This window comes from Fusibacter fontis (assembly GCF_055378735.1).
Genome location: NZ_AP042445.1, coordinates 2526649 through 2540664, shown reverse-complemented (window position 1 = coordinate 2540664; position 14016 = coordinate 2526649). Strand labels below are relative to the sequence as shown.

Below are 14016 nucleotides of genomic sequence, written 5' to 3'. Positions count from 1 at the left end.
AAACAAGCCTTCGAGAATTCGAAGGCATTTAAAACTATTCATCAAGATCGTCTTTCTTTTTCATGAGAACAGAACGATTGATCGGTATGAAAACGACAACAGCTGCAACACCAAGAATAATTGCCGCATGTAGCCAATTTTGTTTGAGCAAAGCAATAGCGCCTGCACCCAACATTGCACTAATAAAATACATGGAGAGTACCGTTTTTCTTTGCCCTAAACCAATCGACATCAATCTGTGATGTAAATGCCCTTTATCAGCTTCCATAATTGGGCGTTTATTAATTAGACGTCTTAAAATGGCAAAAGCCGTGTCAAAAATAGGCACACCTAAAGCTAAAATTGGAACGACAACAGTAATGGCAGTCGCGCCTTTTAATGCGCCGTCAACCGATATCGCTGCAAGGACTAATCCGAGAAAAAGTGCCCCTGCATCTCCCATGAAAATCTTAGCTGGGTTAAAATTGTAAGGTAAAAATCCAATCGCACTTGCCGCTAAAATCACTGTAATCATAGCTGCATCTTGGTGATGATTTAAAATCGCTATATAGCTCAAAGTCACTGCTGCAATTGCAGAAATTCCCGCTGCAAGTCCATCTAATCCATCAATTAAATTCACAGTGTTCGTAACACCCACAATCCAAATGACCGTAATCGGCAACGACCAGTGTCCTAGATAAATAAATCCACTATCTCCAAAGAAATTGGTGAAATAATTAATTTCATAGCCTGCTTTTACCAGAATCACTGCTGCTAAAATTTGCATCAATAACTTAGGTTTTGCACCAAGGGGTTTTACGTCGTCGATCATACCTGTAATGAGTACCACAAGTGATGCGATGAGCAATCCAACCAATTTTCCAGTTGGGATATCTGAAAATAAAAACATGCTGATAAAGAATCCCGTAAAAATGGCAATTCCACCCCAAAGTGGCATGGGTTTACTGTGCATACGTCTCTCATCCTTAGGAACATCCACAGCACCAAATTTATGCGCAATTTTAATGACGATTGGCGTCATTAAAAAACTTACTAAAAACGCTACAATAGCTGATTTAATCATTTTTCACCTCGAATTATTTCGTGCCGAACAAACGATCTCCTGCATCGCCCAAACCTGGAACAATGTAAGCGTGATCATTTAATTTTTCATCAATTGCCGCAATGTAAATATCGACATCTGGATGTGCAGCCTGAACGGTTGCAATTCCTTCTGGGCATCCAATTAAGCATACCAACTTGATACTCATACCACCGCGGTCTTTTAAAAATTGGATGGCTGCACTTGCCGATCCTCCTGTTGCGAGCATTGGATCTACAACGATGAGATCTCTTTCGCTAATATCCGTTGGAAGTTTACAATAATATTCCACTGGTTCAAGTGTTTCAGGATCTCTATAAAGTCCAATATGTCCCACTTTTGCAGCTGGAAGTAAATTTAGAAAACCATCTACCATACCAAGTCCAGCTCTTAAAATCGGAATAATGCCTAATTTTCTACCAGACAACATCTTGGTCTTCGTTTTGCAGATTGGGGTTTCGATCTCAATATCTTCTAAAGATAAGTCACGAGTTACCTCATAAGCTAGCAACATGGATACTTCTTTAACAAGCTCTCTAAACTCTTTTGACCCTGTATTTTTATCGCGAATCAAGCTGAGTTTATGTTGAATTAACGGGTGATTCATTTCAAATACTTTACTCATCTCTCACCTCTTATAAATATTTATTCTCGATCTCTTTAATTTTATCTACGCGAGATGCATGTCTTCCGCCTTCAAATTCAGCTTCGAAAAACGCATCGATAATTTTAAGTGCCAAACCTTCTCCCACAACGCGCTCGCCAACTGCGATAATATTGGCATTATTGTGTTTTCTCGCCATTTCTGCGCTGAACGTGTCGCTTACTGGGGCAGCAATAATACCTTTTACTTTATTTGCAGCAATTGAGATTCCCAGTCCTGTACCACATACGAGAACACCGAGTTCACAGTCTCCTGATGTAATTGCCGTTGCTACTTTGAGTGCATAATCAGGGTAATCACTTGACACCTTGCTGTCCACTCCAAAATCTACAACCTCATAGCCTTTCTCCATTAAATGTTCCTTAATGACAAGTCTCAGATTATAACCGCCATGGTCAGAGCCTATTGCAACCCTCATTTGCTTCCTCCTTTTAATTGTATACTCACTATCTTGTGTACTAAAATTCCTAATCCATTATAATTTTAATGGGAGTAAAAAGCAACCTAAATTCTTGTTATTTTGCCATCTGAGGCTTTTTTTAAACGATTCATAATGGCATGACCGATTCCCGAATCACTCACGCCTCGTACGAGGATCACATCACATTTTTCATCGTCAAACCCTCTAAGCGAATCAAATAACACGCGTGCAAATTCTTCCCAATTTTTAGAACTTCCCGCAGACTGAAGGATCACATTTCCTTCTAGGTGTTTATCTTGTTTGAACAATTGCTTGAGCACCTCAATATCTTCTTGGAAAGATAAAATACCCACTTTCTGTAAGTCTTGAACTCTCTGATTCGCCTCTTCAAACAACACTTTTATAACAGATGCTGTACTCCCGACTACCACATGAACTTCAGCATCCGGCGCATAGTGTTTGTATTTCATTCCTGGTGATTTCGCTTGGCCAGATTCATCAATCTTATCCGATTTAATGGCTTGATCCACCTTACAACTTCCCGTTACCAAGGCAATCTCTTCAGCGGTTACTTTACCAGGTCTCAATATAATCGGTTCATCTCCTGTCACGTCGAGTACCGTTGATTCTAACCCGACGATACAATCCCCGCCATCTACAATACAGTCTACGCGATTCATCATGTCTTGTATCACATACTTGGCTGAGGTTGGACTTGGCTTCCCCGACAGATTTGCCGAAGGTGCCGCAATGGGTTTTCCTGAAAGTTCAATGATCTTTAAGGCAACTTCATGTGCTGGCATGCGCACTGCAACCGTACTTAGTCCACCTGTTACCTTCAACGAAATGTCTGGATGTTTTTCTAAAACAAAGGTAATCGGACCTGGCCAAAATCGGCGCATCAGCTCATAGGCATATGGCTTAATGTGAACTGCCAGTTGATCGAGCATCTCATAGTTTGCGATATGCACAATCAATGGGTTATCTGAAGGTCGCCCTTTCGCTTGGTAGATTTGCGATACTGCCAAATCGTCAAGAGCATTTGCCCCAAGTCCGTAAACTGTCTCTGTTGGAAAGATGACAGTCCCGTTGGTTTCCAATATTTTTGCTGGAAGTTTAAGAACTTCCTCAAGTTGTTGACCCTTATCTATCGTTACAATTGTCGTTTGTTTCATATTGCCTCTTCATTATTTCAGTTTATATATGCAATCCACTATTTGCATTTTTTCACACAAGTACATTCTATCTTCTTATCTTCATTATCTTCTTGCTTTTTTATCTTCTTATCGTTCATCATTATCATATCAAATTATGTCTACGATTACACCATGAATCTCTACAAAATAACAGGAAATGCACATCGTAAAAAAGGTACTATCTGACACTTTACTCAAGTGTCAGGTAGCACCTTAATTCCTAATTATTTTAAATTGTCTGGCTCTTTTCTGAAATAAAGACGATCTGATTTATCTTTAATCGTTTCGAGATCCGTTTCAAATTGCTGAATTCGTTCGAACATTTTAACGACATCTTCTCCTGGTACATTGTAATATAAAAATAAATCCTCAAATTTCTTCATCGCTTTATTCAACGCTCTGTTGAGGTTGACAAATGTCTCGATATTGTGGCTTTTCAAAGCGCTTTTAAACTGTTCAATATCGATATCGATAATATCCACTACATCTTGTTCGCTTTCATACGCTTTCAATGGAAGTGGATACGGCTTGATTCTCTCAAGAAAATAATTGCCTTCTCTATTCACATTGTACACATACTGTATTTGAAAACCGCCAATATCAAAATTGACATAACAGAGTTTGCTATCTATCACATGTACTTTTGCACCCATTTGCTGTAATTTTAGGGTTTGTGTCATGACTTCTGCATTAATAAGCTGTCTCATAATAACCTCCTCTTAATTTACAGGTAAAATAGAATCAAATAGATACTTGATATGGCAACACTCACGATCATAATTGGAAAGCCTGTTTTCATATAGCGACCAAAAGTGAGTTCATGTCCATGTTTTTTCAAAATACCACTTACTACGACGTTAGCAGATGCTCCGATAAGTGTACCATTACCACCAAGACAAGCGCCTAAAGAAAGTGCCCACCAAAGAGGTGTAACATCAAACGACGACATCAAAGCAATACTTTGTATCAAAGGAATCATCGTCGCAACAAAAGGGATATTGTCAAGGAATGCGGATAAAATAGCCGAGCCCCATAACACAAACATAGCTGTAGCAAATAAGTTGCCTTTTGTAAGTTGGATGAGTTGTTTTGCAAGAAAATCAATTGCGCCTACTTCCTTTAAGCCACCCACCAATACAAACAGTGCAGTGAAGAAGAAAATAGTCGGCCATTCAACTTCAAGTAATATTTCTTCAGGATCGCGTTTGCTAATCAACAGTAAAATCGCCGCTCCAAATAAAGCAACTGAAGCTGAATCATATCCAAGCGTTTGATGCAGCGAGAATCCAACCACCGTTAACAAGAGCACGAAAATACTTTTTTTCATCAGCGGTGCATCTTTAATGGCAAGATTTTCATCCAAAAGCATAATTTTTGCTTTTTTACTCGCATCCGCTGTAAAATGTTTGCCATTTGTAATTCTCATAAGAAGAATTAAAACAATCATAATAACAAAAATGACAGGACCCAAATTCACAATAAAGTCCACAAAGCCCAATCCGGTTTTGCTACCAATCATGATGTTCGGTGGATCCCCGATCAGAGTCGCCGTTCCTCCGATATTTGCTGCAAAAATCAACGGTACCATAAACGGAATTGGCGACATTTCGAGTTTATCCGTAATAACCAATGCCACAGGAACAATTAAAAGTACGGTTGTGACATTATCAAGTAACGCCGATGACACTGCAGTGATGATGGTAAAAAGCACCACGATCTTCCAAGGGTCACCTTTTGCAAGTTTTGCGGTTTTTATGGCAACATAACCAAAAATACCACTTCGTTTCATAATATTGACGATAATCATCATTCCAATTAACAGACCAATTGTGTTGAAATCTATATGTTCAATCGCAACTTCTTGATCGATTACTTTAAATACAATTAATAATACTGCACCTACTAAAGCAATAGATGTTCGATTAATTTTTTCTGACATAATAATGACATATGTCACAGTAAAAATCAAAACAGCTAGCACTAAATGATCAAAAATCATTTTCCATCTCCTCTTTCAACTAGAATCACGAGCGCATCATCCGATTCACTTCATCCGATTCACTCATTTAATCAAATACATCTTTTGAAAACCTTTCTTCAAATTATGTACTTGCTAGATTGGCGATATGTGCTACTGCAAAATACAAAGCATTCCCCATAATTATATTGTGGTGCATCCCAAAAGACCTCCCAAATATTGCTTTAGAAATTTTCTCCCAAAAAATTTCCAAATTTAAATTCACTGAATCAGTATACTCCTTGAAAATTAATTAAACAACTATTTTAAAAATTCTTAAAATTCTCGCGTATTTTATTTTCTTAAACTTCTTCAAGTGCTTTAAGTGCTTCCGTTTGGAAAAACGTAATGAGTTCATCAATCATTTCATCAATTTCTCCATCCATATAACTATCCAGCTTGTAGAGTGTAATGGGAATTCTATGATCTGTGATTCGTGCTTGCGGGAAGTTGTAAGTTCTAATCTTAGCACTTCTGTCTCCCGTACCCACTTGACTTCTTCTTTGTTCAGCAATTTCGGCATTTTGCTTGTTCAGTTCCATCTCATATAGGCGGGCTTTCAATACTTGCATCGCCTTCTCTTTATTGGATAATTGAGATTTACCATCTTGGCACGAAACTACGAGACCTGTAGGCAAATGGGTAACACGCACAGCTGAGTCTGTTGTATTAACACTTTGTCCACCGTTTCCAGAGGATCTAAATACGTCGATACGCAAATCTGTCTGTTTAATATCCACTTCAACGTCATCCACTTCTGGTAATACAGCTACTGTAGCAGTTGAGGTGTGGATACGCCCTCCTGATTCTGTTTGAGGGATTCTCTGAACACGGTGTGTGCCGCTTTCGTATTTTAATTTCGAATAAGCGCCATTTCCTTTAATTAAAACAGACGCTTCTTTGATTCCGCCAACGCCCGTATCATTTGTATTAAGGACTTCTACTTTCCATCTTTTGCGCTCTGCATAACGCATATAAAGTCTCAAGAGTTCCGCTGCAAAAAGACCTGCTTCATCACCACCTGCACCTGCACGAATTTCCAAGATAACATCTCTTTCATCGTTAGGATCTTTGGGTAATAGTAATTTTTTAACATCCATCTCTAATGCGTCTATTTGACCTTCAAGTTCTGTGAGCTCCATCTTAGCGAGTTCTCTAATCTCTTCATCGTCGCTTTCTCTGATCATCTCTTTTGCGTCTTCAATGCCCTGCTTCGCAGACTTGTATTCGCGATACTTCATCACGATACTTGAAAGTTCCGAATGCTCTTTCATGAGTTTTTGCCAGAGTTTTTGATCGTTAATCACTTCTGGATCCGATAATTTTAAACTTAACTCTTCGTATTTTTGTTCTGTAAATTCCAACCTATCAAACATGATTCTTAACCTCCAATGTTTGCTTTCTTCCATATATAAATCTCGGTATATGATTTAAATCATTAAAATGTCCTACGTGATTGTAATGATGCTGTTTCAACAAAGATTCAATCGCCTCACACTGATCGTGCCCCGCTTCAAAAATCAACAGCCCTTGTTCCGATAAATGATGCCACGCTCTGGGAATAATTTGTCGATAAAAATCCAGTCCATCAAGTCCACCAAAGAGCGCGAGATGTGGCTCGTGTTCAAACACCTCTGGTTCAAGTCTATCTTGATCGGGGATGTAAGGTGGATTTGAAACTATAATGTCAAAAATTTCATCCTCTCGTATGCCTTCAAACAAATCACTGAGTACCCAGCGAATTGGCTTTGCATTTGGAAAAAGAGATTCATTTTCTTTTGCAACTTTTAGTGCCTCTGCTGAAATATCTAGACCGACGCATTCAAATGCAGTGAGCCGTTGATTCAATGTGATGACAATCGCCCCACTACCTGTGCCAACATCTAGCAGTTTACCTGATTTGCCACGTGCATATTCTTCAATATACGAAACCAAAACTTCAGTTTCAGGCCTTGGAATCAAAACGCTTGGGGTTACTTTAAAATCAACACCATAAAAATTTTGAACCCCTAAACAATACTGAAGTGGCATCCGATTGAGACGATTTTCAACAATCAGTTCAATCTTCTCAATTGTCTCATCTGACAACATCTCATTTGCTTGAAAGATTAAATCCAGATGCGAACATCCAAGAACGTGTGCCAAGATCTGTCTTGACTCCGAACGACTTACCTCGGTAACCGTCGATAATCTACTTTCAATTTCATTTAATTTTTCTGATACAGCTACCATTATGGCCTCACAAGCAAGCGCAATCGCCATCTTGACATTTAGCATCTTCCTCTAAAACTTTTAAGAATGCCGCAATTGCCACTTCAAGCTGTTGGTCATCCGGTTCTTTTGTCGTTAATTTTTGTAACATGAGACCTGGATAACTAAGTGCTTTTACCACTGGATGATTGGATTTTCCCGCAATTCGAATCATCTCGTATGAAAGTCCTGCAACGACAGGAAACATCAACAGTTTAGTTCCTACTCTCATGAGTACGCTGTCCCAGCTGATAAACGTAAAGATGATAATACTAATCATCAATACAAAGAATAGAAAACTCGTACCACATCTAGGGTGAAGCGTTGTAAAGGTTCTTGCATTTTCAACCGTTACATCTTTTCCGCTTTCATAACAATGAATCGTTTTATGCTCAGCACCGTGATATTGAAAAACACGTTTAATATCTTTCATCTGAGAAATAATGAGAATGTACAATACAAAAATCACAATTTTCATGACGCCTTCTATGGCACTGAGTACCATTCCATTTCCAACGATGGTTTTTAAGACTCCAACTAAGGCAGTCGGGGCTGCACCAAATAATAAAAGGGCAAATACAACAGCGAAAATCATGGAAAATGCCATGATAATATCATCTGCTTTTTTACCAAATTTTGCATATAACCACGTCTCAAATTTTCCTTTTTGTTCCGCTTCATCACCTTCAACAAAGAACTCAGCAGAATACGTCAATGCCTTAACGCCCACAATCATGGACGAAATCAAGGCATATACACCTCTAATCAAAGGTAATTTGAGAATTTTTGCTTTGCTCCCTTTTACCGGGTCGACTTTGAGCGTAATATCGCCATCAGGTTTTCTGACTGCAATGGCAATGGTTTCTTTACCACGCATCATGACGCCTTCAATGAGCGCTTGTCCACCAATGGATGTCTGTTTTGCTTCACTCATCTAAATTCTCCTTTAGAGCTTTATAGTGAAAATAGCAGTTCGCACATAAAGACTCATATTCAACTTGGTTCTCGCCGTCAATCACCACTTGTTCACCTTTGAAAATAAACTCTCCATTGACTTTTCTTGCATTTAAGACAGCTTTTCTGCCACATCTGCAAATGGTCTTTAACTCTTCAAGGCTATGTGCTAATAACAAGAGCCTTTCCGAACCTTCAAATCCATTCATAGAAAAATCCGTTCTAAGTCCATAACAAATAACAGGGATATGATCTAAAACAGCGATTTCAAACAACTGATCTATTTGATATGCTTTTAAAAATTGTACTTCATCTACTAAAATACATTGTACATTTCCATGATCTTCTAACCATCTTTTAACCACTTGTCGAATATTCTCTTCGGGTTTGATTAAAAGATCTACTTGTTTCGTGATGCCCAGTCTAGAGACGACTTGATCGCCGCCTTTGGTATCTGTATAAGGTTTTAAAAGCATTGCGCGCATGCCGCGCTCTTCATAGTTGTGCATAACCTGCATTAATGCAGTGGATTTTCCACAATTCATTGCACCGTATCTAAAGTATAATTTTGACATATTATCTCCTTAAAAACAAAAAAGGCTAGGATTACCCCATCCTAACCTATTTACCAGCAACTTATTTAAGATTGTATTTTTCTTTAAATTTCTCTGCTCTACCACCACGTTCTACTTGTTTAGTAGTACCAGTGAAGAATGGATGACATTCAGAACAAATCTCGATTCTGATTTCACTTTTCGTAGAACCAGTCTTAAAATTATTGCCACACGCACAGTGTACGTCTATTTGTTGGTAATCTGGATGAATATTTTGTTTCATGTTGCTCACCTCGCTCCTCATATTATTTATATCAATTTACGATAATCAAATTTCAAGCCTTATCATTATAACATAGCGTTTCAAAAACATCAATGACAATTCTTTAATAATTTCACTTCACTTTTATATGGTTTAATCTTTGTTGATAATCTGGAAAAATGCTTGATTATCTTTAGTTGAGAGCAAGGTATCTATGAACTTTTCAATGATCTCACTATTATTAAACTTATCCAGATTGCGTCTGATTTTCCATACGGCTTCTAATTCTTCTTCGGTTAAAATAAATTCTTCTCGTCGCGTTCCTGATTTTCGAATATCAATTGAAGGGAAAATACGTTTTTCTGATAGCTTACGATCTAAAATAAGCTCCATATTTCCCGTGCCTTTAAACTCTTCAAAGATGACATCATCCATTCTTGAACCCGTTTCAACCAGTGCTGTTGCAAGAATTGTCAGCGACCCACCTTCTTCGATGTTTCTCGCTGCTCCGAAGAATCGTTTAGGACGGTGAAGTGCATTTGGGTCCAATCCACCTGACAATGTTTTACCGCTTGACGGCATTACAAGGTTGTATGCACGCGCAAGACGCGTAATGCTGTCGAGTAATATCACGACATCTTTTTTCTGTTCGACTAAAGCTTTCGCTCTATGAAGTACCATTTCAGCTACTTTAATATGATGTGATGGCAGTTCATCAAATGTACTCGAGATGACATCTGCGCGAATCGACCGCCTCATATCCGTGACTTCTTCAGGTCGTTCATCTATTAACAGTACAATCAGTTCAACTTCTGGATGATTTTCGTTGATTGCCCTTGCTATTTTTTGCAAAAGGATTGTTTTACCCGACTTTGGAGGTGCCACAATAAGCCCTCTTTGCCCTTTGCCTATTGGCGAGACAATATCGATGATGCGCATCGAATGATCTGAATTTTCCCTTGAAAGTCTAAAACGTTCTTTTGGAAACAAAGGCGTCAAATCGTCAAATTTTGGTCGTCTTACATTGGATTGTGGTTTTAAACCGTTGATACTCTTTACGTATAATAACGCTCTGAACCGCTCACCGGCATTCGGTTGACGCGTTGTGCCTGCGATTTTATCTCCTGTACGCATGGAAAACTTGCGAATTTGCGAAGGTGACACATAAACATCCAACTCGCTTGGTAAAAAGTTTTCAAATCTTAAAAACCCATAACCTTGCTCGGTTATTTCAAGTACTCCCTCTGACTCCGCTCGACCAGATAAATCGTATTCAATTTTTTTCTCAGAGGCTTCCTTGGCTTCATATACGCCTATCCCATTAAGCGAATGTTCATCATCCATGGCAAGTTTAACTATCGGTGCACCTGCTAATACTTCAACGTCTTGACGATCTTCACTATCATAGGTTTCTTCATTTTCGTAAGATTCATCATTTTCGTAGGACTCTTCGGGTTCAATAAATGCATCTATTTCCGAAACAAATGGCTCTTCATCCACTGAAACCCCTTCAGAATTGCCATTGATAATTAAATCAATTAATTCATCTTTTTTGAGCTTTAAATACCCTTCAAAACCCATTACTTTTGCAATTTCTCTTAAATCGGCCACTTTTTTCAATTGAAGCGCTCGAATATCCATAATGCCTCCACTCGCCGGGATTCTCTATATAAACAATTTATTAGACTTTCGTCTACACGGTTGACTGTTTCAATTTTGACGTTTTCTTCTTTTATTTATAGAATTTCTAATTTGGAATTGACCTGTTTTATGATATATTTTATATAAGCGATTCGCTTTACGAATCCATGTTAACACACTTTTAGAATTGAATCAAATAGTGGGGGTTTATGCGTAAAAAACTGTTCATTTTGATTATCAGCATACTTATTTTAATCGCTTTCGCTTCGATGGCTTATGCAACACCTACTCAAGGCGATCCAAGCATCGATGCATCTGTATCCATTTCAAAGCAACCTATGGATTTTGAGCATACACCATTTATGTTAAATGGTGAAATTATGGTGCCTGCTAAGACATTCTTTGAAAAACTCGGCACTCAAATTTGGTGGTACAACAACAGAAATGAACTTGTCACCTATCAAGACAATACTTTCATCAAGTTTCACGCCAATTCAAAATGGGCACAGATTAATGGGAAGTCAGTGGAGATGTCATTGCACGCCATGATGCTGAAAGAAGAACTTTTCATCCCAGCTTCATTTGTGATTGACTACTATGGACTGAACTATGAACTCGATTCGTTAACACATAATCTTTCCATTAATTATCGAGAAGATGTCCTTGAATACCGACAATTTGGATACCGTCATTTTAGGAGAGTGAACCTTGCGCATTTAGGGTTTAGTTTTTACATGCCTGAGTATTGGCAAACGCTTGATAGCACTCTGAACACATATGGTGTTGAAGGCTCGTATGAGACCTATCGATTAACTTCAACGGTATATTCACAAGCGCTCAACACATCAAGAAGCGCTTTTAAAAACAATGTTCTTAGCGATTTAAGAGCGCAATATGGCGATGCACTTCAGATTGTTTCTCAAAATACTCAAAAATTTGGAGAATACGTTTCAGAAATCATACAGTATGACTTGTACTCAAACGGTGAAGTCGGTCATTACATTGAATACCTCTTTTATGAAAATAATAACGGCTATCGGTTAAGTGGTTATTATGCAGATTCCAATGATCAGGCTGAAAGTTTAGAAGTATACGATACCATTGCAAAAACCTTTAGCATACCAAAGTTATCCATTAACGAAAGCTTAGAACATTATACGGAACTTCCAAATTATTTTGCATATGGCATCCAACTCAGCAACTCGCTTTATTCAAATATGCCTGTGAAAAATCAATTTGAACTTACCGGAGTCGTTGATCAGAATAAAGTTAAGGGTTTTCACGTAATCGTAACCAAAGACGCCAATAAAACAAGTTATTATATTCCCGTGAAAGAAGGTGTTTTTGGCTCGAAAATTTATACGCCATTTGGATTAGGGAAACACAATGTAAAAGTGATCGTAGACCTGGGTGTTTCGAAAAAACAATCCATCGGATTTTTAGAGCTTCCAACCGCTACATTGGATGACTTTGTAAAAGACGCCCAAGCTTTTAGATTTGATGAAGCATCTTCTGATATTGTTCTGAAATTCAGTGTTTTAAATACTTCTAGCGAACCAATCCGGAATATTCTTCAGTCCATTTACGTAAATTACGACTATACTGAAATCTATTTCATTACAAACTCTTTGACTTTTAATTTAACCAATCAATATAGCAAAGCAAAAGAACTTTATGAGTGGATCGTCGAAAATTATCAGTATTTAGACGGCATGAGCGGCTCACAACTTCGCGATGCGAGAGAGATGGCCGTTGTAAAATCTGGAAACTCAATTGAACTCTGTTTTCTCTATACCGCTTTACTCCGTTCAACAAATATTCCCGCAAAAATCATGCGTGGAAACACCGGTCAAGAAGTTCTATATTGGGTAGAAACGTATCTCAACGGTGAATGGACAATTGCATCGATTGCAGAAGATGTAAAATCAGGAAGCGGAACTGCTAATTATTTTTATCTCGATCGAACTATGCATTATGATCGATTTGATCAAGTAGAAGCACTCGATTTCTAAGTACCATGTGACTGTTAAAAATGTGGCTGTTAAAAACGTGACTGTTAAATAAAAAAGGTTTTGTCAAACGAAACGCTCTCATCTCATGATAGCCTTCACATGACAAAACCTTATTTTTTTAGATTTTACTTGAATGGATTGCCTTATTTTTTAAGCCCCAAGATTGCTCGAGCTTCATCAGGCGTCGCAACTTCTCTACCCATTTCTTTTGCAATCCTTACGATTCTCTCTACCAATTCAGCATTGGATTTTGCCAATTGGCCTTTAGCATAATACACATTATCCTCAAAACCCACGCGCACATGACCACCTAATATAATCGCCATGACTGCAAGTGGCAATTCACTTCTACCAATTCCAGCTACCGTCCATGTCCATCCTTTTGGCAATTGATTCACCATATACATTAAATCTTCTGGAGTTCCTGGACACGCTCCTGGAACGCCCAACACGAAATCTACGTGAAGGGGTTCTTGAAGCAACCCTTTTTTAACAAGTGCTTTGGCATTTTCAATCATACCGCGCTCAAACACTTCAATTTCAGGTTTTAAACCAACTTCTTTCATTCGCGTTGCAAATTTAATCATATACTCTTCAGAGTTCATAAACACATCTGGTCCAAAGTTGCAAGTTCCACAGCTAAGCGTTGCCATTTCAGGCGCAAGCTCAACGGGTTGCAATCTTTGTTCAGGTGTATGCCATACTGCGCCACCTGTTGATGGCTGAAAAATAATGTTACATTTTGCTTCTATTTTTTCTTTAATTTCTCTATACACTTCCATATCTTGTGTTGGGTTGCCTTCGCCATCTCTTGCATGAACATGCACAATAGACGCGCCGGCTTGATAACAAGCATAGGCATCATTAGCTATTTCTTCAGGTGTTAATGGCAAATTGGGTTGTTGATCTCTTGTAACTTCTGCTCCTGTCAGCGCAGCCGTTATAATCAATTTTTCCATGTGAT

General features: G+C 38.4%; 14 protein-coding genes. 1 reads left to right on the top strand and 13 read right to left on the bottom strand.

All coding sequences use genetic code 11. The annotated features are described in order from the left end of the window. Positions 1 to 34: 34 nt before the first annotated feature. The 12 genes from ACZ41W_RS11350 to rho all read right to left on the bottom strand — a co-directional run bounded on the left by ACZ41W_RS11350 (position 35) and on the right by rho (position 11040). Entirely contained in the window at positions 35 to 1063 is a 1029-nt protein-coding gene (locus tag ACZ41W_RS11350) for an MraY family glycosyltransferase (RefSeq protein ID WP_464312095.1), read from the bottom strand. Positions 1064 to 1076: 13 nt separating this feature from the next. Beyond that, a complete protein-coding gene (gene upp, locus ACZ41W_RS11345) occupies positions 1077 to 1706 on the bottom strand; it encodes a uracil phosphoribosyltransferase (RefSeq protein ID WP_464312094.1) in 630 nt (209 codons plus the stop codon). A gap of 10 nt (positions 1707 to 1716) precedes the next feature. After that, the gene (rpiB, locus tag ACZ41W_RS11340; RefSeq protein ID WP_464312093.1) at positions 1717 to 2163 is read right to left on the bottom strand and encodes a ribose 5-phosphate isomerase B; all 447 of its coding nucleotides are present in this window, start codon (positions 2161 to 2163) and stop codon (positions 1717 to 1719) included. Positions 2164 to 2249: 86 nt separating this feature from the next. Continuing rightward, entirely contained in the window at positions 2250 to 3341 is a 1092-nt protein-coding gene (locus tag ACZ41W_RS11335; protein WP_464312092.1) for an L-threonylcarbamoyladenylate synthase, read from the bottom strand. Positions 3342 to 3586: 245 nt separating this feature from the next. Next, the gene (locus ACZ41W_RS11330) at positions 3587 to 4069 is read right to left on the bottom strand and encodes a hypothetical protein (RefSeq protein ID WP_464312091.1); all 483 of its coding nucleotides are present in this window, start codon (positions 4067 to 4069) and stop codon (positions 3587 to 3589) included. 17 nt (positions 4070 to 4086) lie between these two features. Then, positions 4087 to 5361 (bottom strand): ArsB/NhaD family transporter, encoded by a 1275-nt coding sequence (locus ACZ41W_RS11325; protein WP_464312090.1) that lies wholly within the window; start codon positions 5359 to 5361, stop codon positions 4087 to 4089. 320 nt (positions 5362 to 5681) lie between these two features. Then, positions 5682 to 6755, bottom strand: a complete 1074-nt coding sequence (gene prfA, locus ACZ41W_RS11320) for a peptide chain release factor 1 (protein ID WP_464312089.1) — start codon at positions 6753 to 6755, stop codon at positions 5682 to 5684. Continuing rightward, the gene (prmC, locus tag ACZ41W_RS11315) at positions 6748 to 7656 is read right to left on the bottom strand and encodes a peptide chain release factor N(5)-glutamine methyltransferase (protein WP_464312088.1); all 909 of its coding nucleotides are present in this window, start codon (positions 7654 to 7656) and stop codon (positions 6748 to 6750) included. The genes prfA and prmC overlap by 8 nt, the downstream gene beginning before the upstream one ends. Then, positions 7619 to 8563 carry a DUF1385 domain-containing protein gene (locus tag ACZ41W_RS11310; RefSeq protein WP_464312087.1) on the bottom strand — a complete coding sequence of 315 codons (945 nt, stop codon included), beginning with the start codon at positions 8561 to 8563 and terminating at the stop codon, positions 7619 to 7621. The genes prmC and ACZ41W_RS11310 overlap by 38 nt, the downstream gene beginning before the upstream one ends. Beyond that, on the bottom strand, positions 8556 to 9158 hold the full coding sequence (locus tag ACZ41W_RS11305) for a thymidine kinase (RefSeq protein ID WP_464312086.1): 603 nt from the start codon (positions 9156 to 9158) through the stop codon (positions 8556 to 8558). The genes ACZ41W_RS11310 and ACZ41W_RS11305 overlap by 8 nt, the downstream gene beginning before the upstream one ends. 61 nt (positions 9159 to 9219) lie before the next feature. Continuing rightward, positions 9220 to 9420, bottom strand: coding sequence for a 50S ribosomal protein L31 (rpmE, locus tag ACZ41W_RS11300; RefSeq protein ID WP_464314288.1), 201 nt, complete (start codon positions 9418 to 9420; stop codon positions 9220 to 9222). A 132-nt stretch (positions 9421 to 9552) separates the two neighbouring features. Then, positions 9553 to 11040, bottom strand: a complete 1488-nt coding sequence (gene rho / locus ACZ41W_RS11295) for a transcription termination factor Rho (RefSeq protein WP_464312085.1) — start codon at positions 11038 to 11040, stop codon at positions 9553 to 9555. Positions 11041 to 11249: 209 nt separating this feature from the next. Here rho and ACZ41W_RS11290 point away from each other — a divergent pair, with 209 nt between their 5' ends. Then, positions 11250 to 13052, top strand: coding sequence for a stalk domain-containing protein (locus tag ACZ41W_RS11290; protein ID WP_464312084.1), 1803 nt, complete (start codon positions 11250 to 11252; stop codon positions 13050 to 13052). Between the two features lie 143 nt (positions 13053 to 13195). Here the strand turns inward: ACZ41W_RS11290 and kce are convergent, their stop codons facing one another. Further along, a complete protein-coding gene (gene kce / locus ACZ41W_RS11285; protein WP_464312083.1) occupies positions 13196 to 14011 on the bottom strand; it encodes a 3-keto-5-aminohexanoate cleavage enzyme in 816 nt (271 codons plus the stop codon). Positions 14012 to 14016 lie beyond the last annotated feature (5 nt).